The sequence below is a fragment of the Senegalimassilia faecalis genome (genome assembly GCF_004135645.1).
GTDB lineage: Bacteria > Actinomycetota > Coriobacteriia > Coriobacteriales > Eggerthellaceae > Senegalimassilia > Senegalimassilia faecalis.
Genome location: NZ_SDPW01000001.1, coordinates 31,464 through 56,566, shown reverse-complemented (window position 1 = coordinate 56,566; position 25,103 = coordinate 31,464). Strand labels below are relative to the sequence as shown.

Here is a 25,103-nt window from a genome sequence, read left to right as displayed (position 1 = left end):
GAACAACCGCCTCAACGCCGCAGCACCGTTTACTGCCCGTCGGCAAATCCCCACATGCGCACCTCGGGATCAAGGCGCACGCCTTCGTTTTCGAACACGCGCTGCTGCACCTGCGCGATAAGCTCGCGCACATCAGCGGCGGTGGCGCCGCCTGCATTCACCACGAAACCCGTGTGCTTCTGCGACACCTGCGCGCCGCCGACGCTAAACCCGCGCAGCCCAGCATCCTGGATCAGCTTGCCCGCGAAATACCCCGCCGGGCGTTTAAACGTGGAGCCGGCGCTGGGCATATCAAGCGGCTGTTTTTCCGCTCGGCGCGCCGCAAGGTCGTCCATGCGCGCGCGGATGGACGCGGCGCTATCGGGGTGCAGCTGCAGCACGGCACCCAACACGATCCAGCCCTCATCCCCCATCATGGAATGGCGATAGCCCCAGCACGCCTGCCAGGCAGTCACCTCAACGATGCGGCCGTCCGGCGTAGCGCACGTCAAGCCGCAGCACACGTCGCGAAACTCGCCGCCGTAGGCGCCCGCGTTCATAATGGCCGCGCCGCCGATGGTACCCGGAATGCCGCTGGCGAACTCGTAGCCGGCAAGCCCGGCCGCCAGAGCAGCCTGTGCCACCTGCTCGTTCGAAGCGCCCGCATCCACGAACAGCTTCGTGCCTTGCACCTTGATGCCCGAGAAGCGTTGCGCAAGCCGCACGACCACAGCATCCACGCCAGCATCGGACACCAGCAAGTCGCTTCCCAAGCCCAGCACGCGAACCTCGGCGCCAGCCGCATGGCACGCGACCAGCACCTGCGCCGCTTCATCGGCCGTTGCAGGCTCGACGACCACGGCAGCCGGACCGCCGATGCGAAACGTGGTCAACTCGCTCATAGGCGCGTCGACGCGAACGGCCTCAGGGCCGACAATACCGCGCAGCGCTTCTGTCAACGTAGCGTCAATCTTCGTCATGAAGACTCCTTACCCGAAATGAAATCTTACGTTTGCCGCTCGCTTAAATCGATAAGCTCCTGACGGCTGTGCACGCCACATTTCCCATAGATGCGGCGCAGGTGCGTGTCCACCGTGCTCTTCGCGATGAACAGCTCGGACGCAATGCGCTCGCCCGTGCGGCCGCGCAACGCCAGCGGCAGAATCTCCGACTCGCGCTTCGACAGCTTGTACCGCTCGATGATGGCTCGGCACGCGTCCTCGAAGCGATCGGCTTGCTTCGCGATGCACGACAGCGCGATGAAGTCGCTTTCCGTGAACAGGAACACGTACGCATACAGCGTGGCAAGCCCCGCACACGAGGCAACGGCAAACGGCATGTTGCCCGACGGGGAAACAATCTCCAGCGCGTTTCCCAACGCCAGGCCGAACGCTTCGCCGAAGTACAGCGCCGCGAAACCGCGCGAGAACGACAGGGCGCCGTCCATGCCCGTCAGCTTCGCCGTCAAAATGAACAGCGACACAAGCACGGCCGTAAGCCCCAGATAGCCCGCCAGCACGATGGAGTCGCCCGGCACGCCGAACGGCTCGAGCACGGGCATGAACAGATAGCCCGCCATCATCACCAAAAGCGCGATGCGGTACACGCCCACCAAAAGCGAGCTGACCTCGCTTTGCGACTGCCCGCGCCTGCCCGGGGTCCCCACCACCTGCAGTGACCCGGCGCAGAACAGCGCCAGCAGCAGCAACGTAGCGGCGAACGTGGGCGTGGCAATCATGCCAGGGTCAGACGCGTACGTCTCCATCAGGCCGCCCGACAAACCGAACAGAGCCGCGCCGGCAATGACCTTGCGCGAAATGCGGGCGGTTTCAGCGCGCTGCTGCTTCGTTGCCAGCAGCTGCCCAAACGAGAAGCCCGCGCCCGTCTGGCTTTGCGCATCTTTCGCAGCGGCGTCTGAGCCTTGCGATGCCGCAGCATCCCCTGACAAAGGCGCCGCGCCGGCAAGCGCCCAGGCGCTGGCAAACGGAAGCAGGTTGGCAACGGCTAAAGCCCACGGCTGCACCGAGCAGACCAGCAGCAGCAAAAACGCGAACACCGCGGCGACGGCCGTGGCAAGCAGCACGCCGCGCGCGGTTTCACCATGCGGCCGAGCGGCCAAGGCGCGTCCCCACGCCGCAAGCATGCAGGCAAACGGCATGCCCACCAGCAAGCCCTCAAGCGAAAACGAAACGATGCCGTATTCAGCGGGAAGCGAAACGGACGAGCCGATTGCCAGCAGCACGGCATAGCACCAAATGAAGTTGCGCGACAGCAGCACGTCGCGCACGCGGCGCGTCAGCATGCGCATGACGGTCAGCGAGCCCGCGCACAAAAGCAGCGTCACCAGCAGGTCCACGCGCTCGAATGTTACGCCGCCAACGCACAGCGCGCTGTTCCACCCCATGTAGAAAAGGGAGAACATGAACGCCTGGTTGCAGGCATATCCAAGCAGCGTGCGCAGCTTCAAGCGAACCGCGGAAGACGCCGGCGGGGCGGTATGAGAGGTAGCAAGTTTCGACATGCCCCCAGTGTAACAGCCCGGGCGCCCGCAACCGCCGCCCGGGCCCGAACATCAGCCCAGAAACGTCAAACGCCCACGCGAAATGCGCAGGCGTTTGACGGTTTGCTGTTACGCTGCGCCTCGTCTGAAAGCGCAGGAAATACCTTGTAAGGTTACTCGACGGAATCCTCGGCCGGAGCCTTCTTGGCGGCTTTCACAGCCTGCTTTTTCTTCGGCTGCGGCACTTCCACTTCCTCGTCCTCGTCAAGCTCGATCTCGGGCTTGCCTTCGTCGGAGGACATGCCGTCGCGCAGGCTCTTCACGGACTTGCCGATAGCGCTGCCGAGCTTGGGAAGGTTCTTAGGACCGAAGATCAAAAGAACAACGACCAGGATGATAAGCAGCTCGGGAACGCCCATGCCCAAAAACTTCATGTGATTCTCCTTTGATTCGCTCGCACGCGGCGCGAACCGCGTTCGAGCAGTATCGCTTGCCGTTATGGCCGGCGACCTTTTCGCCAGCTCGTTTCAACACATCGAATCATGCCCTCCGCGCACCGAAGCGTCTATCATGCAAACCCGTGAATTTGTACGTATTGGCAAAAAATGATTGTCATGCAAAGTACGTACAAATCTTGTTTTCCCAGTTCATCATCGCGTAACATGTCATGCAAGCAAAAGGCCCCACTGAGTAAAACTCGATGGGGCCTTCTATCAAACAGTTTCGCGAAACCGTGAAAGCGAGCCGTTTTCACGCGCGTCTAGCGCGTGCCTAGCCTTCCTGCTGCTCCTGCGCAACAAGTTGACGGTACGCAATCAGGTCGAGCTTGGCCATGATAACGTCCTCAACCTCGAAGCTGAACGGGTACAGCGCCGCCTGAGGCGTGTCCTCCTCGTACACCGTGCGCACGTAGCCGCCGCACTCGTCGCACGTGGCAATGCGATGGTCGTCGTCGCCCTCCACGTTATAAAAGTGCAAGTGGCCCTGGTTCTGCGTGCCGCAACGGGCGCAACGCACGCGCTCGAAATCCCACACGCAGCCGCACTGCGCGCACCACAGCGCACGTCCACGGCCCTTCGTCTTGGTGCCGACGGTGCCCACGTGCGCCACCGAAGCCTCGCAACCGCATACCGGGCAATGCACGGGATACGGCTTGTCGACGCCGTTGTCGCTACGCGCCTGCTGCACCGCCTGCGCCATGGGCTCCAAAAATGCGCGCAACGACAGCGAAACAGCCGCCGCGCCCATGCGAGCGGCATCCTCGCTCAGGCCATCATCTAAAAGCAACCCCACGAACGCATCAACATACGCCGCGGGATCAGTGCCCGCAAGCTTCACGTCGGAAGCGGCAACCATGCGGTCCCAGCGCACGCCCGCAAGCGCATCGCGCGACGACTGATCGAACTCGTCGAACAGCGCCATGGCCGCCGCCATACGGGCCACGCCATCCACCAGTGCTTCGCTATCAAACGAAACGGGATACGCGCGCATGGTGGGCTGCTCGACCTCGGAGCAGGCCTTCAAATCCGCTGCCTGCGGAACCTCGTACGCAACCGCGTTCGGATACTCGTGCTGCAGCTCGTCCTGAACACCCCACAGCGTGCGAAAGAAGCGCAGACGCGCGGCTTCCGACTCGGACAGCTTCGGTTCATACGCGGCAATAGCCGCATCCGCCAGCTTCAGGTTCATCGTCCAACCTCGTTCTCGTTGTTTCCGCCTTGTTTGACAATGCCAGCTTACCGCCGCGAACAAACCCGAATGCGCAGGTGTTCGCCGTAAGGCCGGCTCATGTTGCCAAATGGATGGAAGAACCCGATTCGTCATCCATCTATTTGCCAACAAGCTATAGAATGCATAAACGGTAGCACGGCGCTCACTCCAGCGCTCAGGCGCAGGAATGTCTGCGAAGCACCGGGCTACCGGTTAGATGGGCGGTCTGGCTTCAGGCCGCCCATCCTTATTTCATGCCGCGAGAAGAACTATTTCGCGTTCTTCTCAACAACCTTCTCGCCGCTGGTCAGCTCTTTACGAGCCCAGTGACCCCAGTGGTACAGAGCGTCGGCTTCGGACACCAGGCCATTGCCGAACATAAGCTTGTACGTACCACGGTACGGCTGGAAGATGCCACCGCCCAGGAAGATGTGGGCCAAGCCGAACACGGCGATGAGCAAAAAGCCCAAGTCGTGCAGGAACAGCACCACGCCATAGCCCGTGCCCAGGTTCAACACGGTGGAACCGAGCATCAGGATGAGGCCCGTCACAGCCATAAGCGCGCCGGCAAACCACAGCATGCCGTCAGCGAAGCGCTGGCCGGACTTCACCTCGTCCTGGTCGGGCATGTGAATCCACTTCGCCATGAACAGGTACGGGAAGAACAGCATCATCCACTTCTTGTCATCGCTGTTCCACTTAGCGAACAGGTTCTTGAAGATGCGGACCACGCCCTTCGGCGCTAGGATAGCGCTGATAAGCGGCACCAGCACGAAGATGCAGCCGATCACGCGATGGCTCATGCGGATGGCGAACACCGTGTCAGCACCGACGGCCTGAGTCAGCTGCGGCACGAACACGAACAGGCCGGAAATGCACAGCAGGATGCAGGCGATGACCGTGACGCCGTGCGTGATGCGCGCCTGCTTCGAGTGGCGGACGATGTACTTCTGCTTGCCGGAAGCCTTGCGGTCCTTCAGGAACGCATCGTCTTTGGCACGAGCTTCCGCGGAAACGGTAACGGTATGGCTCATTATTTGCCTCCCTTCCCGAATGGCAGATTCTCGGTGATGTGCTCAACAACAGACTTGTCGTCCTGCGGGTCGCCATGCTGCACGACGTCGCCCGTGACAACCGACACCGTATCCTCGGTCTCGGGGTTGTACGCCAGCGTATCGCGCTTGTAGCCGACGGCCAGGCCGAACATGGCAGCCAAGCCGACGACGGTCAGGCCCGTCAGGGCGCCGGTGACCGGCTTCATGATCTGGGTCAGCTGCGCCGTTGCGGGCACCTGCGGGTCGGCAACCTGGCCATGGGCCTCGATGCCGTACTTCAGCACCTGGATGACGTGCAGGCCGCCCATCTCGTTCTCGCCGAACAGGCAAGCATCCGGATAGCCGTTCTCATGCAGCCATTCGACCTTTTCCTTGCCCTTGGCAATCATCTCGTCGCGGTCGCCGAACTGCAGAGCATTCGGCTGGCACGTGGATACGCAGGCCGGAGCCATGCCGTGGGACACGCGGTCGGCGCAACCGGTGCACTTATCGATAACGGTCTTGTCAAGCAGGCCGTTGGACTCGTAGCGCGGCACGTCGAACGGGCACACGCTGTGGCAGTACTGGCAGCCCACGCACTTGTCCTGGTGCACCTCGACGAAGCCGGTGTCCTCATTGCGCACAAGCGCGCCGCCAGGGCACACCGTGGCGCAAGGAGCATCGGTGCAGTGCTGGCAAGCACGACGGCCAAACGCCCACTTCACCGGCTTGATCTTGCTGTCGCCGGCAAGCTCGTTGAACGTGACGATCAAGCGGGTGTTGCCGTTGATGTCGGCCGGGTTCTGGTGCGTGCCCGACCATTTCGTCTCGTTCGTGCCCAAGGGGCTCGGAAGGTTGTTCCAGCACTTGCAAGCAACCTGGCAGCCCTTGCAAGCGGTGCACTTGGAGGAATCGAAGTAGATTGCTTTTTCAGACATGTTCTATCCCTCCTATGCCTTCTCGATGTCCACGAGGAACGCCTTGTATTCGGGCGTGAACGAGTTCGGGTCGCCGACGTTCGGCGTCAGATCGTTCACCACGTCGCCGGTGCCGTACAAATCGGCCCAGCCGAAGTGGTGCGTGAGGCCCACCTGATGCTGCATCTTGCCGTTGACGATCATGGGCGCGAAACGCTTCGTGACCAGGGCCGGAACCACAACAGAACCGCGGTTGTTGAACACGCGCACCTCGTCGCCGTTCTTGATGCCCTTCTCGGCGGCAAGCTCTTCGCTCATCTCGACGAACTGCGAAGGCATGGATTCCACCAGCGACGGGCACAGACGTGTCTGGCCGCCGGTCTGCCAATGCTCGGTCACCGAGTAAGTGGTGCCGACGATCGGGTACTGCTCCTTCGTGCCCTGCTTCGTGGATGCGTAGTTCACGCCGAACGCGCAGGGGTTCTGGAACGCGCCGTTGAGCGGGTTGTCGTCGCACGGGGACTCGAACGGCTCGAAGTGCTCAGGCAGCGGGCCGTCGACCATGCCGTAGCTCTCCAGGCGGGCTTTCTGCTCCCACAGCATGAAGAACGTCTTGTTGTTCGGCGGAACCGGCTTGCCGTCTTTGGCGGCAACGAAGTCGGCCTGGTCGACCAGATCCCACTTCTCGCCCGTCCACTCCATGAGCTTCTTGTCGGCGTTCCACGGCTTGCCCTGCATATCGCAGCTGTTGCGGTTGTACAGGATGCGGCGGTTCGACGGCCAGCTGAACGCCCATTCGGAATTCAGGCCGATGCCGGACTTGTCCTCGGTGCTGCGGCGGCACAGCGGCTGCTCGGCCGGGTCAAGCGGCGCCTTGTTGTTGCTCCACATGCCGGAGTAAATCCACATGGCGCATGCGGTGGAACCGTCGGCGCCCAGCTCGGCATAGCCGGTGAGCAGGTCGGTCTTCGGGTTCTTCGAATCGCAGTTGCAATCGGTGCCGGCCACGCGGTAGCCGTTGAGCGCCCAGGCCACGGGGCGCGGGTCCATCTTGCCGTCCACGTAGTAGTCCCACTTCGTCTTCAGGATGGGGTCGGGGTTCGCGCCGCCTTCCTTGCGGTACAAATCGCAGATGGCGGTCCAGATGAGGTCGCACATCTCGTAGTCGGGCTTCGCCTGGTCCCACGGCTCGCACGCCTGGTAGCGGTACTGGATCCAGCGGCCGGAGTTCAGGATGATGCCCGGCTTCTCGTAGATCAGCGCGCACGGCAGGTAGTAGACCGTGGTGTCGATGTCGGCCGGGTTCATGTCCGGGGCCTTCCAGAAGCTGGCTGACTCGGTGATGACCTGATCGGCAACAACCAGCCAATCAAGGTTGGCCATGGAACGGCGCACGTTGCCGGCGTTCGGGGCCGAGTGGCAGGGGTTCATACCCCAGTTGAAGTAGCCCTTGATGACGCCCTGCTGCATGAGCTCGAACGTGGAGATGTGCGTGTAGTCCACGGCACCCGTCTCGGACGGAACCTTCGGCCACCAGTCGTAGCCGTAGTCGTTCTCAACGGTAGCGTTCTCGCCGAACCATTCCTTCAGGGAGGAAACGATGAACTTCGGCTTGTTCGTATAGTAGCCGTCGGAGTACGTCTGGGACTCCAGCCACTTGCGCAGGCTGGAGCGATCGGTGGTGTTTGCCCACTTCAGATAGGCAGGATGCTCGTTCACCATCATGCCCATGTCCGTGGCGCCCTGCACGTTCGGCTCGCCGCGCAGCGCGTTCACGCCGCCGCCGGGCACGCCGATGTTGCCAAGCAGCAGCTGCATGATGCACATGGCGCGGGTGTTCTGAGCGCCATAGGTGTGCTGCGTCTGGCCCAGGGCGTACAGCACGGTACCGGCCTTGCCAGGCTTGGCAGTAGAGGTATAGGTTTTGTAGACGAGTTCAAGAACGTCCTTGTCCATGCCGCAGATACCGGAAACGGTGTCAAGCGTGTAACGAGAATAGTGCTTCTTGAATTGCTGGTAGACGCACATGGGGTCCTGCAGCGTCATGTCCTTCTTCGGGTTCGTCAGCGTCGGCGTGGTGAATTCAGGGGTGCCGGGCTTCGTGACCCAAGAGTAGGCGCCGGTTTCGCTGGTGTCCCAGTCCTCGGTGGACTCGGTCTCATAGTGCCAGCTGTGCACGTTGTACGTCTTGGTCTTCTCGTTCCAACCGCTGAACAGACCCGTTGCGGGATCGAATTCGTATTCAGGGTCAAGGATGTAGGAAGCGTTGGTGTAGTTGAGCAGATACTCGAAGTTGTACTCGCTCATATCGCCGTCGGCCAGGTACTTCGCCAGGCCAGGCTCGATGAGGTTCTCGATGATGTAGTTGTACATGCCACCGTAGAACGCGATATCGGTGCCGGAACGGATGGGGCACCAGATGTCCGCCTGCTCGGCGGTACGGGTGTAACGCGGGTCGACAACGATCCACTTAGCGCCCTGCTCGTGGGCCTTCTCAAGCCACAGCGCGCTGACGGGATGGTTTTCAACGGAGTTCGAACCGCAGTTCAAGATAACGTCGGTGTTTTGGAAGTCGCACCAATGGCTCGTCATGGAGCCACGACCGAATGAAGCTGCCAGACCGGCAACAGTGGGGCCGTGTCAAACACGAGCCTGATTGTCGATGGCGATGACGCCCAAGGAACGCATCATCTTGAGGATCAGGTATTCCTCCTCGGAGTTTTCCTGGGAGCCGCCCAGGCTTGCGATGGCCGGCGTGTAGTTCACCGTCAGGCCGTTTTCGTTCTTCTCGATGAACGAGGCGTCGCGCGTGTCCTTGACCTTGCGCGCGATTTCAGCGATGGCATCTTCCCACGTGATGTCTTCCCAATCGGAAGCACCGGGACGACGAACCAGCGGGCGCGTGACGCGCTTCGGGTTCTTGATGACCTCTTTCGTTTCGGGATCGACGACGTTGCGCAGCTGGAACATCGTCGCGCCCTTCGGGCACAGGCCGCCTTCGTTGATGGGATGGTCCGGGTCGCCTTCCAGGTTGATCAGCTCGCCGTCGCGCACCGAAAGCAGAGAACCGCAACCACCTGCGCAGTAGCAGCAGATGCTCGTGTACTCTTCGGTGTTAACCAGCTTCCAATCTTCCTTGGACTCAGACGCGAACGCCTGGGTCTGCGAGGAAAGCTCGAACGCCATCGTCGTAGCCAACGCGGCACCAGTGGCTTGAAAGAAGCCCCTGCGTGACAGGTTCATGTCCTCACTCCTTTCCTACTCGTCTTGCACTCGTCTTTGTTCTGTTGCGAAGCTGCGCAGTGCCCTCTTGCCGACTGGAGGTCGCGGCAGGAGTGCGCTGGACGCAGTGCGCGGGCCACGCGCCGTGCACGCACGTAACCGAATGACGATGATAGAGGAAAAAGTGATACGGTTTTGACACAACTTGGATAAATGGCAGCGTTTGAACAACATTCGAGCAAAATAACCCCTTTAGGGTCAGGGGGTCATAAAGGACTATTTCCCTGATTTCGCCAGATAAGGGTACAAGAGTGGCCTAAATTGAGAGTTTGTATCCACCTGGAATAAGGATAATAGAAATTTCCAGGACAAAATAGCGATTCTGTATAAGTCAGTTCCGTATCAAACCGTATCAAGGAATGCGATATTGATACATAGAGAAAGGACCTCGGGAGTATTTTAGCTAGCGATTTGCTGGCAATCGCGAGAAAAACCGGGCCGCGCCATCGAGGCAGAACCGATTGTCTTTGCTGCCCATTGGACGCCCGCGCATCAAATGCGAACCAAACCCGTTGTAGGCACAACGATTACCTACAGGCTGTCCACAACCTTTGCGGAAACAACGTTGTTCGGGGAAAGCAGCACCGCGCCAACCGAATCGATGCTCGGTGCGTTGACGTAGAACGTGCCGTTCGCGTTGGTGCCCATGGTGGACACGTCGTCTTGCAACGTCACCACCACATCGATGCCCGTGGCATTGCGCACATATGAGCGTACCGAAGCAATGCACACGACAACGTCGACTTTAGCTTCTTTAAAGTAATCGAGCCGCTCTTGCGCCGCCTCTTCCGACAGCGGCACATCCACGGAGAACACGCCGATGCGTTTCGAGCCACGCTTCACGATCATGCCGTCCTCGTAGACCGAAGGGTGCTTCGTGTCGAGCACAAGCACCTGCGCGCCCTTTTCCAGGTAGCTGTCGCGCACGCTTTCCGGTTCCACGGGATTGGCTTTCGGAGACACCAGCGCCTTGCGGCCGCTCGACGCCATATCCGAGGAAGCGTCATCAGACAACGAGCCGGATACCGCGGCTGCAGAATCGTCATCGACGGCGCTAGCGCCATCTGCAGCGCTGTCTCCTTCAGCCGAAGGAGCCGAGCCATCATCCGAAAAAGCAGCAACGCGTTTATCGGCATCCGCATCTTCAGCAGAAGAGTCTTGAGAAGCGTCAGCATAAGACTCCATCTCGCCGGTAAGGGAAGAGGGGGTCGAAGCGCCAGCAGCTGCAGAAGCAGACCGGCCGGCGGAATCCTCGTCGTCTGAAACCACGGGGGCGGCAATGCCGGCCACGTCGGATGTGAACCCAGAAGCCTCGTCCGAGCGCATATCCCCCATCGTCGAACTCGAAGAGGCGGACCTTTTCGAAGCCGATGTCAGCGAATCGAACACCGATCGCGATGGGGAGCTTTCGCTCCGCCCCGCAGCCGAATCCCCGTCTGCGCTTTTCGGCGAAGAAGCGCTTGCCACCTCTTCGGGATCGGGCAACACGGTTCCCGAGTACACCAGTGCAACGTAACCGTCCATCTGGCCGACCTTCTCGTCGATGGTCGAGGCGGCAACGTTCCACGAATGGCCCGCAACAAGGTACCACCCCAGCCCTAAAAGGCTCAGGACGATTAGCACGGCGAATACGCCGAGCGCTTGTTTTTCGCGAGTTCTCGTAGACATGGATATCAGTATAGGCAAAGCTTTCGTTGCGGCTCCAACCGACGGCGGACGCGCGCGAAGATTACAAATTGTCGTGCATAAACGCTACAAAACGGCCTCGAAAGCAACACGCTCAGGAATGCCGCCTTCCGCATGGTCGATGGTGATGATGCCGCAACGCGTGAAGCCGCTACGCTCGATAAGCTTCAGCATAGGGCCGTTTGCGGGATGCGTTTCAATGCGCACGCTTTCGCTGCCACGCTCTCGAGCAACCTGCAGGCCCGATGCAAGCAGCATGCGCCCCAAACCGCGACCAGACTGAGTGCTCAGCGACGCCACGCGATGCAGCACCGCATAACGAGGAGCGGCGCTGGTGGAATCGGTAAGCCAGACGCCATCGATGCAGTCATACACCTTTTCGCCGTTGAAGGTGATGGCCTCCGTCGCGATGATGACGCCATCCTCCTCAACGACATAGGAATACCCTGCATCAATATCGGAAAGCACGACGTCGCGCGAGGGATACGACCCCTGCCACTGGTCGATGCCCAGCTTTCCCAAAACGGCCTTACCGTCCATGAGAACGTTCCAAATCCCCTCAAGATCGTCTCGCGTCGCAAGACGGAACTGCATTGTCATAACCGCTCCTACTTTCAGCCGAAAACCGGCGATCTCCCCATGCCCGAACAAGGCGTTCCCATGGTACTCCTCGGCCGCTGCGTCCCTACCGGCATTTCCGGCAACTGCAACCAAACTGTTTCGATTTGCTATGCGCGAAACACCAATTCGTACGCCGAACGCGGCTTTTCCCGCCCAAACGTGTCTTTCACCATCAGCGTGCCACAGAACTTGTAGCCGCGTTTTTCTAGCAACCAGCGCATGGGCTCGTTTTCCGGATAGATGTCTGCGCGGATGCTTGCCCTTCCCCCGTCTCGCGCGATATGCGCAGCGCGGTCAAGGATGAACGAGCCGACACCGCGCCTGCGCGCCGGCCGATCAACCGCAACCCAATGCAATTCCGCGTACTTTTGAGGCTCGGCAGCCGTATCGGTCAGCCAGGCGCCGTGAATCCCGCGCGCATAGTTCTTATCAGGCGCAAACGACACGGCGTACACGGCGATAAGCTGCCCGAGCGCGTTTTCCACCACATGAGTGGTACCGTTTTTGATGCTGTGCGTCAAACGGCGAGCCGAGGGGTACTTCTTATACTTCCCTTCGTCGATCCCGAGCTGCGCATACGTCTCGTGCGCTTCATCAAGCAACGTTTGCACGCGCTTGAAATCGTCCATGGTGGCAGGACGACTTTTGTAGTAGCCAAGCACCGATGCACGGCCAGCAAACACCGGAGGATCCTGCACGTAAGCCGGCGCCTCGACGCCCGCAACGTCGGCCGCAACCGGCGCAGGGACAGCTTTCGGTTTAAGCTCGGTAACCATAACGATCATAAGCAGAATACAGATGCACCCCGCGATATCCCATGCCGAAACCGGGTCGCGCAGCCACACGACGGCAAGCACCATGGCGGACACCGGCTCGGCCGCGCACAGCAAGCCCGCCTTCACCGGACCGCAGTCGTTCACGCCCTGCAGGTACAGCATGTACGCAGCGCAGGTTCCAACCAGCACAATGGCGGCAAACGCTCCAAACGCCCCGGCCGAAAGCTCCATGGGGACGTTCCAAGGCTGCACAACAGGCGTCAACGCAACGCCGCCGAACAGCATGGCGAAGCCCGTCACCAGCATAGAACCCCATTTCGCCAGCACCTTCACCGGCATAAGCGTGTACAACGCCAACGCCACGGCAGACATCATGCCCCAGAACAGCCCTTCTTGCGAAACCGCCAATCGGCTGATATCGCCCTGGGTTGCAATCAGCACCAACCCGAACAGCGCCAAGACAAGCCCCAGCACTTCGCGCACGTTCGGAAGCCGATGCTTGCGCAAGCACGTCCACAGCATGATAAGGACAAGGCCTAGCTGCTCAAGCGTGGTTCCCACGCCCGCAGACGTGTAGTGGATAACGTTGAGATAGCTCATCTGGCACAGCACGATACCGAAGACGGCGAACACCGCGATGCCGATGACGGAGCGGACGTCGCGAAACAGCGCCGCAAGCGCGCGCCAATCCTTGACGATGGCAACGCCTAGGAAGAACACGGCAGAGAGCAGCATGCGCACGCAGGTGATCCAATCGGAGGGAGCGCCGTACTGGTTCATAAGCAATTGGGCGCACGTTCCCGAAAACCCCCAGCACACAGCTCCTATCAGCGCGAACACCACTCCGCGCATCATATGCTGACCTTGCACCACCGCCGCCTGCGACACGTTTTTCCTTTCCAAGCCTCTTGCCTTTACAAGATGCTGATACTTACCGATAACGTCAAATGACGCCCGCTAATGCAGGCGCCATTTCATTGGGACGGCTATTCTACAGCATGCGCGCAAGGAATCTACCGGTGTGGCTTTCCTTCACAGTAGCTACGTGTTCAGGAGTTCCCTGCGCCACGATAGCGCCTCCGCGGTCGCCGCCTTCGGGCCCCAAGTCCACAATGTAGTCGGCGCTTTTAATGACATCAAGGTTGTGCTCGATCACCAGCACCGTGTTGCCCGCATCCACCAACCGCTGCAAAACCACCAAAAGCTGCCGCACATCCTCGAAATGAAGCCCCGTAGTGGGCTCGTCCAAAATATAGAACGTCTTGCCTGTCTGACGGCGATGCAGCTCGCTTGCAAGCTTCACGCGCTGCGCTTCGCCGCCCGAAAGCGTTGTAGCGGGCTGGCCAAGGCGAATATATCCAAGCCCCACATCGTACAGGGTTTGCAGCTTACGTTTGATACCGGGGATGTTCTCAAAGAACACGAGCGCATCTTCAACGGTCATGTCAAGCACTTCCGAGATGTTCTTCCCACGATACGTCACCTGCAGCGTCTCGCGGTTATAGCGTTTGCCCTCGCACACCTCGCACGGCACATAGATGTCGGGGAGGAAATGCATCTCGATCTTGATCTGGCCATCGCCCTTGCAGGCTTCGCAACGCCCACCGCTGACGTTGAAGCTAAATCGCCCGGGGCCATAACCATGGGCTTTGCTCTCCTGCGTGCTGGCGAACAGCGCACGTATATCGTCCCACAGGCCGATATAGGTTGCAGGATTGCTTCGCGGTGTGCGGCCGATGGGGCTTTGATCGATGTTGATAACCTTATCGATGTTCTCGACGCCGGTAATCTTCCTATAGCCGCCCGTGCGTCGATGCGCATGGTTGACGCGGTTCGCCAACGCCGGAGCAAGCGTGTCGGTGATAAGCGAGCTTTTGCCGCTGCCCGACACACCCGTAATGACCGTGAACGTGCCGAACGGCACCGAAAGCGTCACGTTTTTCAGGTTGTTTTCGCACGCACCCGTCAGCTTCAACGAACCACGACGCGGATTGCGACGCTTCTCAGGCACAGGAATCGATCGCCTGCCGGACAAGTAGTCCGCCGTCATGGAACCAGGCGTCTGCGCCACCTCTTCAGGCGTGCCGCACGCCACCACCTGGCCGCCGCGCTCGCCCGCCCCAGGGCCCATGTCCACAACATAATCAGCCGCGCGGATAGTATCCTCGTCATGCTCGACAACGATGACGGTGTTTCCCAGGTCGCGCAAGTGCTCAAGCGTGGCAATAAGCCGCTCGTTATCGCGTTGATGCAAACCGATAGAAGGCTCGTCCAGAATGTACAGCACGCCCATCAGGCCAGCGCCGATTTGCGTGGCAAGCCTGATGCGCTGCGCTTCGCCGCCCGACAGCGTTGCTGTTGCGCGCTCGAGCGTAAGGTAGTCAAGGCCCACGTCAACGAGAAACTTCAAGCGCGCGACAATCTCCTTGACAATAGGGTTCGCGATGCTGCCCTGCTGACCGGAAAAGTGCAACCCCTGGAAGAATTCGAGCGAGTCAACGGCGCTCATCTCGCAAATCTCGTGAATTGATTTGCCACCCACCGTAACCGCAAGGATTTCGGGCTTCAAGCGCTTTCCGCCGCACGTCGGGCACGGCACGATAGCGAAATAGCTTTGCAGTTTCTCGCGCTGGGTATCGCTTTGCGCCTCTTGGTAACGACGCATGACCGCCGCCAACGCGCCTTCCCATTCTAGGAACCAATATGTGTTGCGACCATCAACCGTGGTGTAGTCGACGCGCACCTTTTCGTCGCCCAAGCCGTGCAGCAACGCCTTCTGAACTTTCTTAGGCATATCTTCCCACGGGGTGTTTTCATCGCAGCCCATATGCAAAGCGACCGCGCGCAGCACCTGCGGGTAATAGTTCCCATTCTTGAACGGCGCAATAACACCTTGCGCCAGTGTCAGTGAAGGATCGGGTACCACAAGCGACGGGTCAACTTCTTCGCGGCTACCGATTCCCGAGCAATCAGGGCAAGCGCCATACGGAGCATTAAAGCTGAAGTCGCGAGGTTGAAGCTCATCCATAGAATGCCCGTGCTCAGGGCATGCCAGAGCAAGCGAGAACAGATGCTCGCCAGCACCTAGACCGCCTTTCGCTCCGCTAGACGAGCCACCGGCTTCACCCTGTGGCTTACCATCGGGCCCTAAAACCTGCACCAACACGCGGCCTTCGGCAAGTTTCGTGGCAAGCTCGACCGCTTCTGCAATACGCCCGGTTGCGCTTTCTTTCAGTTGCACGCGATCGACGACCACATCAATGAAGTGCTTGATCTTTTTGTTCAGCGTGCGAGGCTCGCCATCCAAACGCACGATTTCGCCGTCGATGCGCACGCGGCTAAAGCCCTCGTGAGCCAAATCGGCGAACAGCTTCGTGAACTCACCTTTTCGGCCCGCAACAACCGGCGCCATGATGATGGCCTTTGCACCTGGGTCAAGTGCAAGGATATCGTCGGTTACCTGATCGGTGGTTTGCTTCTTGATAACGCGCCCACAATCAGGGCAGTGAGGAACGCCGACACGGGCATACAGCAAACGCAGATAGTCGTAAATCTCCGTGGTGGTGCCCACCGTCGAGCGAGGATTGCGCGACGTCGTTTTCTGGTCGATGGACACAGCTGGAGAAAGACCGTCGATGCTATCAAGGTCAGGTTTGCTCATCTGGCCAAGGAACATGCGCGCGTAGCTCGAAAGGCTTTCGACATAGCGACGCTGCCCCTCCGCATACATGGTGTCGAACGCCAGGCTCGACTTACCGCTGCCGGACAGACCCGTAATAACAACAAGCTTGTCACGAGGAATCTCAACATCAACGTTTTTTAAATTATGTTCGCGGGCGCCTTTGATAACGATTGCATTTTGGCTCATGCTGCTCCAGCCTTTCACGCTTATGGTTCGGTGGTATCCTATCATACGAACAGGTGTTTGTATATGAGAAATTGGGCGCCACATATTTTATGAGCGGGCGATTCATGTCGATGAGATTCCTACCGGTAAATAAGTAGGGCATTCGCACAAACTATTGCGATCAATCGCAACGACACGTGGAAGAAAACAACCTCGTAAATCAAAAAAGCGACCGGAACACCGATCGCTTAAAAATTCATGGAGCGGACAACGGGATTCGAACCCGCGACCCTCACCTTGGCAAGGTGATGCTCTACCAGCTGAGCCATGTCCGCATATTAAACTTTCAAGTGCCTCTTTTTGGAGGCGACGCCCGGATTCGAACCGGGGGTGAAGGCTTTGCAGGCCTCTGCCTTACCACTTGGCCACGTCGCCATCCTGGCGTCTTTCGTCTTATTAAGAGCTGGCCAGTTTCCTGACCAGCTCAGCTAAGACAATGGAGCGGACAACGGGATTCGAACCCGCGACCCTCACCTTGGCAAGGTGATGCTCTACCAGCTGAGCCATGTCCGCATCGCGAGGAAGTATGATAACTCAACTTCCGAATGGATGCAAGTCCCAATTTGAAAATTTCTTTTCAAGAGGACTTCCTTGCAATATAAAAGCCAGAGGGTAAGATATTTCCTCTGGCTTGCAATTGCATGGTGGGCGTTACAAGATTTGAACTTGTGACCTCTTCCGTGTCAGGGAAGCGCTCTCCCCCTGAGCTAAACGCCCACATCCAGTGGTTTGCTTCAGCGCCTTGGGCGCGTCGGCAAGGAGATATAATACCGGAACGAGAGATTCTGGCAACCCCCTTTTTTGAAAAAGTTGGAACTTTTTTTGCAACAGATATCAACTTTTTCAAGAAATACCAGGTCAGCGTTCGTTTCCTATGCAGCATAACTATTCAAAGCAAGCGAAAGCAGAGTCGTTTCGGCACAGAAAGCAAGGGGCACCGACATTCCGAGCATCATCTTTGATGGAGGCATGAATCGCTGACAAGGCCTTCGCAAAATATAGGACCGACATCCAACCAAGGCGATCGTCAACCGTGCCTCTTATCGCGTGGCGCCCGCTTCCCTCATTCGCTCAATTGGGAAACAACATTCACAGGATGCTTTCAGCTTTATAGACAAGCAAAAATTGTCGAATGGATACCATCGGCCTTATCAACCGGGATAAAGCGCAACGAATAGCAAGCGATGCAAAAAGCCGCCGAAACGGATTCTGAACAATAGCGAATGTTCTTGCAATACAAAAAGAGACGACCTTTCGGCCGTCTCTGAACAGTTGGTGTCGGAGGCGGGATTTGAACCCGCACACCCGAGTAATGGGCACAAGCACCTCAAGCTTGCGTGTCTGCCGTTCCACCACTCCGACAAAAGATTGCTTGAAAAGCAACGACGTTTACTATAACGGAACGTTTACCGTCTGCCAAGCCCCAATTTCAAAAAAATTTAGCGCGTGGCAATGGAGCCCGAAGGATACACGATCATCAGCGCGATAAGCGACAGCAGGAACACCACTGCGAAGATGATGGTGATACGGTCGAGGTTCTTCTCAACGATGCTGGTGCCCGTTTGAGACGAGTACACGGAGCTTGCGATCATGTCAGAAATGCCCGTGCCCTTGCCCGAATGCAGCAGAATGAAGATGATGAGGCCCAGGCCGGAAATAACCAGCAAGGCGATGAGGATGATCAAAAGAGGACTCACGTATTGCCACTTTCACTCGAAAACTACGTATGCAAGTCTTGAAGTATAGCTAAAGCAGCCCGCGGGGGCAAGAACCCCTGCGGGCATGCACGAACGGAACATACTCCGCTCAGACTAATCCAGCAGCTCAAGCTAGGCGAGCAGGCTTCGGCCCGTCATCGCCTGCGGGGCCGCAAGTCCCATCACATCGAGCAGCGTCGGCGCGATATCGCACAAAGCGCCCTCTTCGTCGCCTAGATGACGGCCGGTTTGCGCGGCATCCACCAAAATGAACGGAACAGGCGCCGTGGTATGAGCGGTATGGGGCGTACCATCGTCCGCAATCATCTTGTCGCAATTACCGTGGTCTGCCGTGATAAACGCAACACCGTCCTTGCGCTTGATGGCGTCGAGCACCCGTGCAACGCCCGCGTCAACGGCCTCGACGGCCGCAACGGCGGCCGGCACGATGCCGGTGTGGCCGACCATGTCGGGGTTCGCGAAGTTCACGATGTAGACGTCCGCCTCGTCGTTGTCGATGGCGTCCGCAAGCGTCTGCGCAACGGCAGGCTCGCTCATTTCGGGCTGCAAGTCGTACGTGGCAACTTTCGGACTGGGAATGAGGCTGCGCTGCTCGCCCACTTTCGGCTCTTCCCTACCGCCGTTAAGGAAGAACGTGACATGGGCGTACTTTTCAGTTTCGGCGATGTGGTACTGGCGTAAGTTCGCTTTGGCCAGCACATCTGCCAGCACATCTTCCGGGAATGTCTTGGGGAATGCCACGGGGGCGGCGATGCCCGGATCGTATTCCGTCAAGCAGACGAAGTTCACGCGCGGATGCGAACCACGGTCGAACCCGACAAACGACTCGTCGACGATCGCGCGTGTGAGCTCGCGTGCGCGGTCGGGCCTGAAGTTGAAGAAGATGACGGCATCGCCTTCCTGCACACCGCGCTCGTCGAAGGCGACGGGAACGACGAATTCGTCCGTGACACCTTCGTCGTAAGAAGCCTGCATGGCCTCAACAGGGCCCGATGCGCTAGATTGGGGCGAGCCTTCCACCACGGCTTCGTACGCTTTCTGCACGCGCTCCCAGCGCTTGTCGCGGTCCATGGCGTAATAGCGCCCCGAAACGCTTGCGATGCGCACCGCATCAGCGAATCCGTTGCTTTCGATGAGCGAGACAAGCTCGGCCATGTAGTCTTTTCCGCTGGCAGGAGGAACGTCACGGCCGTCCATGAACGCATGCACGCGCACGTCGGACACGCCGCTTCGCACGGCATGGCGAATGAGCGCGAACAGGTGCTCGTTGCTGGAGTGCACGCCGCCGTCGGACAACAGGCCCATAAGATGCAGCGCCGCACCAGGCTTCTTCGCGGCCTCGATGGCCTGGTTGATGACCTCGTTTTCGCAGATGGAGCCATCACGGCACGCCATGTTGATGCGCGAGAGCTCCTGGTGCACCACGCGGCCGGCGCCGATATTAAGGTGCCCCACTTCGGAGTTGCCCATTTGCCCGGCCGGCAAGCCCACCGCCTCGCCCGAAGCTGCAAGCTTCGTCCATGAGCACGTTTCGAACAAGTGGTCGAGCGTAGGGGTGTTCGCCAGCGACACGGCGTTGCCCGGGCCAGGCTCGGCAAGACCCAAGCCGTCCATGATGATGAGGCACACCGGCAGCGTCAATGCGTTGCGCACCGTTTCGTTCGCGGCCATTACAGGCACGCTTTCACAAGCTGGATGAACTGGTCGGCCTTCAAACTTGCACCGCCGATAAGGCCGCCGTCGATATCGGGCTGCGCCACAAGCATCTCAACGTTGCCGACGTTCATGGAGCCGCCGTACAGCACGCGCATCTCGTCGGCTACCTGCGCCCCGAACAGCTCGGCAAGCGTCTGACGAATGGCGTGGCACACCGCTTGAGCCTGCTCGGGGGTGGCGGTACGACCAGTGCCGATAGCCCAGATGGGCTCGTATGCCACGACGCAGCGCTGCGCCTCCTGCGCGTCGATGCCGGCGAATGCGGCACGAACCTGAGCACATACGAACTCTTCGGTGGTGCCAGCGTCGCGGACCGCCAGCGACTCGCCCACGCACACGATGGCGTACATGCCCGCATCCACCAGCGCGCGAACCTTGCGGTTGACTTCTTCGTTCGTCTCGCCAAAGTACCCGCGGCGCTCCGAATGGCCCACGATGGAGCACGTGCAGCCGACTTCCTTGAGCATAGGGATGGAGATTTCACCGGTAAACGCGCCCTTCGGCTCCCAGTACACGTTCTGTGCACCGATTTCCACCGGCGTGCGATCGAATTCGAATACCGTTTTAGCCGGCTTCAAGTCGATATACGGGGGGCATACGAGCACGTCGACTTTGCCTGTCCACGACTTGTTGTAGTTGTTCGAGATCTCCTGCGCAAGCACGACGGCCTCGCCGTACGTGTTGTTCATCTTCCAGTTTCCCGCCATGAGCGGTTTGCGAGCCATGGAACTGCTCCTTTCACGATACCGGCGGCACAACATAGCCAGCCGCCCGGGGTTCACCATAATGCAAGAAGGGGACGCGCGGCCCCCTTCCCTGTTAGCGCCTCAAAGCCTCCACGCCGGGAAGCGCTTCGCCCTGCACCAGCTCCATGCTGGCGCCGCCGCCGGTGGAGATAAACGTCATGCGGTCGGCCAGGTCGAACTTGTTGACGGCCGCAACGGAATCGCCGCCGCCGATGATGGTGTCGGCCTGCTGGTTTTCCGCAACCGCAAGCGCAACCGCTTTCGTGCCAGCGGCGAAAGCGTCCATCTCGAACACGCCCATGGGGCCGTTCCAGAACACCGTCGCGCCCTCGGCGATAGCGTCGGCATACAGCTTCGACGTTTCGGGGCCGATATCAAGACCCATCATGTCGGCCGGAATGGCATCGACGGAAACCGTTTCCGTGCGCGCGTCCTCGGCAAACTTGTCGGCGCACACCACATCAACGGGAAGCAACAGCTTCACGCCGCGCTCCTCGGCCTTCTTCAGCATGGCCGCGGCACGCTCGACCCAGTCTTCCTCTTTCAGGGAAGTGCCCACCTGCTTGCCTTGCGCCAGCAGGAATGTGAAGCACATGCCGCCGCCGATGATGAGCGTGTCGCATTTTTCCAAAAGCGCGTCGATGACCTTGATTTTGTCCGACACCTTCGAACCGCCCAAAATGGCGACGAACGGGCGGCGCGGCTTGTCGAGCATGCCCGAAAGCGTGCAGACCTCTCGCTGCATAAGGTAGCCGGCATACGCGGGCAGAAGCGCAGCAACGCCCGCCGTGGAGGCGTGAGCGCGGTGCGCGGTGCCGAACGCGTCGTTGACGTAGGCATCGCCAAGCGAAGCCAGCTCTTCGCAGAACGCAGGGTCGTTCTTCTTCTCGCGCTTGTCGAAACGCAGGTTCTCAAGCACCAGCACCTGGCCATCTTGCAGCGCAGCAACCATCGCGTGCGCATCTTCGCCGATGGTATCGGACGCAAACGCCACGGGCTTGCCCAGCAGCTCGGCCAGGCGCAATGCCGCCGGTCGCAGCGTGAACTTTTCCTCGAAGCCCTCACCGGAAGGACGGCCAAGATGGCTCATAAGGATGACGCGGGCGCCGCCCTCGACAAGCTTGTTGATGGTGGGAAGCGCCGCGCGGATGCGCGTATCGTCGGTGCAGACGCCGTCGGAAACCGGCACGTTGAAGTCAACGCGTACGAGCACGCGCTTGCCGCGCGCGTCAAGATCGTCGACAGAGGCGATATCGGCCATTTCAGGCTCCTTTCAACGAAAAAGGGCGGCACGAAGCCGCCCCGTTCAGGCTTGATGCTACAGCAGGATCTTTACCAGGTCCTTAACGCGGTTGGAGTAGCCCCACTCGTTGTCGTACCAGGAAACGACCTTCACGAGGTTGGACTTGCCGCCCATGACCATGGTCAGCTTGCTATCGAAGATGGAAGAGTGGTTGTCGCCGACTATATCGATGGAGACGATCGGGTCCTCGGTGTACTCGAGGATGCCGGCCAGCTCGCTTTCGGCGGCTTCCTTCATGGCAGCGTTAATCTCTTCGATGGTGACCTCGCGCTCAAGCTCGACCGTCAGGTCGACCATGGAGCCGTCGGGCGTAGGAACGCGCGTGGCGAAGCCGTCGAGCTTGCCCGCAAGCTCGGGCAGCACGAGCGACACGGCACGAGCGGCGCCCGTGGTGGTGGGGATCATGGACATGGCGGCCGCACGAGCGCGACGAAGGTCCTTATGCGGAAGGTCAAGAATCTTCTGGTCGTTCGTGTAGGAGTGAATGGTGTTCATGTAGCCACGCTTGATGCCGAACTTCTCAAGCAGCACCTTGGCCACAGGAGCCAGGCAGTTCGTGGTGCAGGAAGCGTTGGAGATGATGTTGTGCTTTTCCTTGTCGTACTGATCGTCGTTGACGCCCATGACGATGGTGACGTCCTCGCCCTTCGCGGGGCAGGTGATGACGACCTTCTTGGCGCCGGCCTTGATGTGCTTGGATGCAAGCTCGCCGGTCTTGAAGATGCCCGTGGACTCAACAACGACGTCGACGCCGAGCTCGCCCCACGGCAGATTCTCGGGATCGCGCTCGCACAGCACCTTCACCGCGTGGCCATCAGCCACGAAACCGTCTTCAGTGACCTCGACCGTGTCGAACGCTCGACCGTGGACGGAGTCATATTTCAGCAGGTGAGCCATCGTCGGGATGTCGCCGAGGTCGTTGACGGCCACAACCTCGATAGCGGGGTCCTTGACCATGGCGCGATACGCCAAACGTCCGATGCGGCCGAAACCGTTGATGCCTACTTTGATTGCCATTGCGTATCTCCTTCTCATTAGATACTCAAATTCTGGGGCCGTACAAACACTCAGTCTACCGCAATGTCAAATTCACGCGCCGGTTATTAGGTGGACGGTAGGGCAAGCGGCGCGATGCGCGGCGGCAAACGCGCCTATCCAAGCTCTTTGGCCATCTGCTCGATGCGCCGAACGCGGTGGTAGACGGCCGACTTCGACAAAGGCGGGTTCGCGAGCTCGCCAAGCTCTTTGAGCGTGGCATCGGGATAGCGAACGCGCAGCTTGATGAAGTCCTGCAGCGCGGGCGGCAGGTTCTCCATGCCGTGAGCCTCAAGCACCATGCGAATAGCGCGAATCTGGTCGATAGACGCTCGCGACGTTTTCGCCTGGTTGGCTATTTCGGCATTTGTCTGCCGGTTCACGTCGTTGCGCACGCTTTTGATGACGCGCGCGTTCTCCATGGCAAGCGCGCTTTGGTGCGCGCCGACAAGCGCCAAAAACTCCAGGATGGCGCTACCGCTTTTCAGGTACACCATATACGAGTTGCGCCGCTGCATGATGCGCGCCTTGATGTTCTTGCGCGCCATCAGGCCGACAAGCCCTTCGGCAAGCTCTTCGGATTCCACGATGGTCTCGAAGTGGAAATCGCCGCGCGGGTCCGACACGAAACCGCTGCCCAGAAACGCGCCGCGCAAATACGCCGCCGCGCAGCAATCCTTCGCAACAAGCTGGTCGGATATGCCGAGCACCAGGCCGCCTTCAGGAGAGAGCACGCCCATGTCAAGCAACGCCGGCGCAAGATTGGGCTGCGCAGGCGCCTCGATAAGGTAGTTCGGCGTTTTATGCAGCACGCTGCGGCGAACCGTCAAGTTCGTTTTCAGCTGGTACAGTTCGTGCAGCAGCTTGATGACCTGACGAGCAACCGACGGCGCATCCGTGGCGATTTCCACGCGATAGCGGTTTTTCCCCGACACGAACAGCGTGCCTTCGATGCGCACCAGCGCCGCAAGCACCGCCTTGTCGCAATGGCTGCAAACCGCGGGAACGCGCGCCAGCTCGTCTTTTACCTCCGCCGTGAATGACATAGACGCAACACCCCCGTGAATGCCTCGCGCAACGCAAACGGATCGTGCCACGTGGGATGCTCGGGGTCTACAAGGTTGCGAGCGATCACGACCGGCCCCTTGCTTTGGATAAGCCGCAGGTCGGCATAGTCTATACGCACGGGGCGCACGCGGCGTTGCTCGGCTTCGTCGTCGACAACGAAGCGGCTTGCACCGATGTTGGCGCCCGTCACCGCGCGGAACACGCCCGTTTCCGAGGAATCCGGCTTGATGGGCACGGCGCTGTGAACAAGCACGTAGTCTAGAAGGCCGCGCATGCCGTGCTCCATAAGCGCCTCAACATGCTCGCGCGCAGTCAGCCCCCACGTCTCGCCCTGCATATCGGCAAGCGAGCACACGAACAGCGTGGCCCCGCGCGACTGACGAATAGCATCGATAACGCCGGGGACAAGCAGATTCGGGATGATGGACGTGAACAGGCTTCCCGGCCCTAACACGATAAGGTCCGCGTTGCGGATTGCCTCAAGCGCAGGCGGATACGCCACGATGTTGCCAGCGCTGCGCAGCTGCACGTGAGCAAGGGCCGTGCGCGAATGACACGCCACCGCCTGCCCTTCGATATAGCGGCCATCGCGCGTGCGCGCCACCAGCGACACGCGGTCGAGCGTGGAAGGGTACACGTGCCCGCGCGCATGCAGCAGCTTCTCGCAGATGCTTACCGCCTCGGGAAATGCGCCCGTGGCCTCCTCTAACGCAGACAGCATGAGGTTGCCAAGCGTATGGTTGTCCGCAAACGGAAAACGATACTTGAACGCCTTCGTAAGCGGATCTTCCGGATCGGCGGCCATGGCGCAGATGCATTTGCGGATGTCGCCGGGAGGCGTCACGTTCGCTTCCTCACGCAGGATGCCCGTCGATCCGCCATCATCGGCCATGGCCACAACGGCAGACGTTTCCACGCCCATGGACAGCAACGTACGAATGGAAACAGGCGCACCCGTGCCGCCGCCGATGACAACGGCACGCAAGTGCGCCGTTTGGGGAACAACAGGATCTGCAGCGTACAGCGGGGCAAACGCTTCGGTCATAGAAGGGTCGTGCGGAAACGCCCCATCATTCAGGTGTGTGTTCGTTACTTGCATATCGGC

The 25,103-nt window shown here is 59.7% G+C and carries 18 protein-coding genes and 5 tRNA genes; all 23 read right to left on the bottom strand.

Annotation, left to right across the window (positions count from 1 at the left end):
• Window positions 1-29: 29 nt before the first annotated feature.
• A complete protein-coding gene (gene murB, locus ET524_RS00245) occupies window positions 30-959 on the bottom strand; it encodes a UDP-N-acetylmuramate dehydrogenase (protein WP_129422829.1) in 930 nt (309 codons plus the stop codon).
• Between the two features lie 26 nt (window positions 960-985).
• Complete coding sequence (locus tag ET524_RS00240) at window positions 986-2,401, bottom strand: helix-turn-helix transcriptional regulator (RefSeq protein ID WP_236648218.1); 1,416 nt, start codon at window positions 2,399-2,401, stop codon at window positions 986-988.
• A gap of 251 nt (window positions 2,402-2,652) precedes the next feature.
• Window positions 2,653-2,913: a twin-arginine translocase TatA/TatE family subunit gene (tatA, locus tag ET524_RS00235; protein WP_129422827.1), complete on the bottom strand. Its 261-nt coding sequence runs from the start codon at window positions 2,911-2,913 to the stop codon at window positions 2,653-2,655.
• Window positions 2,914-3,250: 337 nt separating this feature from the next.
• The gene (locus tag ET524_RS00230) at window positions 3,251-4,168 is read right to left on the bottom strand and encodes a formate dehydrogenase accessory protein FdhE (RefSeq protein WP_129422826.1); all 918 of its coding nucleotides are present in this window, start codon (window positions 4,166-4,168) and stop codon (window positions 3,251-3,253) included.
• 290 nt (window positions 4,169-4,458) lie between these two features.
• Complete coding sequence (locus ET524_RS00225) at window positions 4,459-5,223, bottom strand: cytochrome b/b6 domain-containing protein (RefSeq protein WP_129422825.1); 765 nt, start codon at window positions 5,221-5,223, stop codon at window positions 4,459-4,461.
• Window positions 5,223-6,161 carry a 4Fe-4S dicluster domain-containing protein gene (locus ET524_RS00220; protein ID WP_129422824.1) on the bottom strand — a complete coding sequence of 313 codons (939 nt, stop codon included), beginning with the start codon at window positions 6,159-6,161 and terminating at the stop codon, window positions 5,223-5,225. Before ET524_RS00220 ends, ET524_RS00225 begins: the two co-directional genes overlap by 1 nt.
• A gap of 12 nt (window positions 6,162-6,173) precedes the next feature.
• A complete protein-coding gene (locus tag ET524_RS00215; RefSeq protein WP_331270603.1) occupies window positions 6,174-9,383 on the bottom strand; it encodes a molybdopterin-dependent oxidoreductase in 3,210 nt (1,069 codons plus the stop codon).
• Window positions 9,384-9,953: 570 nt separating this feature from the next.
• Complete coding sequence (locus ET524_RS00205; protein WP_129422821.1) at window positions 9,954-11,090, bottom strand: hypothetical protein; 1,137 nt, start codon at window positions 11,088-11,090, stop codon at window positions 9,954-9,956.
• 84 nt (window positions 11,091-11,174) lie between these two features.
• Window positions 11,175-11,708, bottom strand: coding sequence for a GNAT family N-acetyltransferase (locus ET524_RS00200; RefSeq protein WP_201738575.1), 534 nt, complete (start codon window positions 11,706-11,708; stop codon window positions 11,175-11,177).
• A 128-nt stretch (window positions 11,709-11,836) separates the two neighbouring features.
• Window positions 11,837-13,408 carry a GNAT family N-acetyltransferase gene (locus ET524_RS00195; protein WP_201738574.1) on the bottom strand — a complete coding sequence of 524 codons (1,572 nt, stop codon included), beginning with the start codon at window positions 13,406-13,408 and terminating at the stop codon, window positions 11,837-11,839.
• A gap of 88 nt (window positions 13,409-13,496) precedes the next feature.
• Window positions 13,497-16,373, bottom strand: coding sequence for an excinuclease ABC subunit UvrA (gene uvrA / locus ET524_RS00190; protein ID WP_129422820.1), 2,877 nt, complete (start codon window positions 16,371-16,373; stop codon window positions 13,497-13,499).
• 238 nt (window positions 16,374-16,611) lie between these two features.
• Window positions 16,612-16,687, bottom strand: a tRNA-Gly gene (locus ET524_RS00185).
• Window positions 16,688-16,713: 26 nt separating this feature from the next.
• Window positions 16,714-16,787: transfer RNA gene (locus tag ET524_RS00180), tRNA-Cys, on the bottom strand.
• A gap of 62 nt (window positions 16,788-16,849) precedes the next feature.
• Window positions 16,850-16,925 (bottom strand) — tRNA-Gly (locus ET524_RS00175).
• Between the two features lie 129 nt (window positions 16,926-17,054).
• Window positions 17,055-17,129 (bottom strand) — tRNA-Val (locus ET524_RS00170).
• Window positions 17,130-17,685: 556 nt separating this feature from the next.
• Window positions 17,686-17,774: transfer RNA gene (locus ET524_RS00165), tRNA-Leu, on the bottom strand.
• A 77-nt stretch (window positions 17,775-17,851) separates the two neighbouring features.
• Window positions 17,852-18,109, bottom strand: a complete 258-nt coding sequence (gene secG, locus ET524_RS00160) for a preprotein translocase subunit SecG (RefSeq protein WP_129422819.1) — start codon at window positions 18,107-18,109, stop codon at window positions 17,852-17,854.
• 132 nt (window positions 18,110-18,241) lie between these two features.
• The gene (gene gpmI, locus ET524_RS00155; protein WP_129422818.1) at window positions 18,242-19,801 is read right to left on the bottom strand and encodes a 2,3-bisphosphoglycerate-independent phosphoglycerate mutase; all 1,560 of its coding nucleotides are present in this window, start codon (window positions 19,799-19,801) and stop codon (window positions 18,242-18,244) included.
• Window positions 19,801-20,571 carry a triose-phosphate isomerase gene (gene tpiA, locus ET524_RS00150; protein ID WP_129422817.1) on the bottom strand — a complete coding sequence of 257 codons (771 nt, stop codon included), beginning with the start codon at window positions 20,569-20,571 and terminating at the stop codon, window positions 19,801-19,803. The genes gpmI and tpiA overlap by 1 nt, the downstream gene beginning before the upstream one ends.
• 94 nt (window positions 20,572-20,665) lie before the next feature.
• Window positions 20,666-21,853: a phosphoglycerate kinase gene (locus tag ET524_RS00145; protein WP_129422816.1), complete on the bottom strand. Its 1,188-nt coding sequence runs from the start codon at window positions 21,851-21,853 to the stop codon at window positions 20,666-20,668.
• Between the two features lie 57 nt (window positions 21,854-21,910).
• Window positions 21,911-22,912 (bottom strand): type I glyceraldehyde-3-phosphate dehydrogenase, encoded by a 1,002-nt coding sequence (gene gap / locus ET524_RS00140; RefSeq protein ID WP_129422815.1) that lies wholly within the window; start codon window positions 22,910-22,912, stop codon window positions 21,911-21,913.
• A 134-nt stretch (window positions 22,913-23,046) separates the two neighbouring features.
• Window positions 23,047-23,976: a DNA-binding protein WhiA gene (gene whiA / locus ET524_RS00135; protein WP_129422814.1), complete on the bottom strand. Its 930-nt coding sequence runs from the start codon at window positions 23,974-23,976 to the stop codon at window positions 23,047-23,049.
• A complete protein-coding gene (locus tag ET524_RS00130) occupies window positions 23,955-25,097 on the bottom strand; it encodes a gluconeogenesis factor YvcK family protein (protein ID WP_129422813.1) in 1,143 nt (380 codons plus the stop codon). Before ET524_RS00130 ends, whiA begins: the two co-directional genes overlap by 22 nt.
• Between the last annotated feature and the right edge of the window lie 6 nt (window positions 25,098-25,103).

Coding starts and splice junctions, on each gene's coding strand:
- ET524_RS00225 (WP_129422825.1), bottom strand. CDS start 5,223: ATGAGCCATACCGTTACCGTTTCCGCGGAAGCTCGTGCCAAAGACGAT.
- ET524_RS00205 (WP_129422821.1), bottom strand. CDS start 11,090: ATGTCTACGAGAACTCGCGAAAAACAAGCGCTCGGCGTATTCGCCGTG.
- ET524_RS00230 (WP_129422826.1), bottom strand. CDS start 4,168: ATGAACCTGAAGCTGGCGGATGCGGCTATTGCCGCGTATGAACCGAAG.
- gap (WP_129422815.1), bottom strand. CDS start 22,912: ATGGCAATCAAAGTAGGCATCAACGGTTTCGGCCGCATCGGACGTTTG.
- whiA (WP_129422814.1), bottom strand. CDS start 23,976: ATGTCATTCACGGCGGAGGTAAAAGACGAGCTGGCGCGCGTTCCCGCG.
- ET524_RS00130 (WP_129422813.1), bottom strand. CDS start 25,097: ATGCAAGTAACGAACACACACCTGAATGATGGGGCGTTTCCGCACGAC.
- tpiA (WP_129422817.1), bottom strand. CDS start 20,571: ATGGCTCGCAAACCGCTCATGGCGGGAAACTGGAAGATGAACAACACG.
- ET524_RS00145 (WP_129422816.1), bottom strand. CDS start 21,853: ATGGCCGATATCGCCTCTGTCGACGATCTTGACGCGCGCGGCAAGCGC.
- ET524_RS00200 (WP_201738575.1), bottom strand. CDS start 11,708: ATGACAATGCAGTTCCGTCTTGCGACGCGAGACGATCTTGAGGGGATT.
- uvrA (WP_129422820.1), bottom strand. CDS start 16,373: ATGAGCCAAAATGCAATCGTTATCAAAGGCGCCCGCGAACATAATTTA.
- ET524_RS00240 (WP_236648218.1), bottom strand. CDS start 2,401: ATGTTCTCCCTTTTCTACATGGGGTGGAACAGCGCGCTGTGCGTTGGC.
- gpmI (WP_129422818.1), bottom strand. CDS start 19,801: ATGGCCGCGAACGAAACGGTGCGCAACGCATTGACGCTGCCGGTGTGC.
- ET524_RS00220 (WP_129422824.1), bottom strand. CDS start 6,161: ATGTCTGAAAAAGCAATCTACTTCGATTCCTCCAAGTGCACCGCTTGC.
- murB (WP_129422829.1), bottom strand. CDS start 959: ATGACGAAGATTGACGCTACGTTGACAGAAGCGCTGCGCGGTATTGTC.
- tatA (WP_129422827.1), bottom strand. CDS start 2,913: ATGAAGTTTTTGGGCATGGGCGTTCCCGAGCTGCTTATCATCCTGGTC.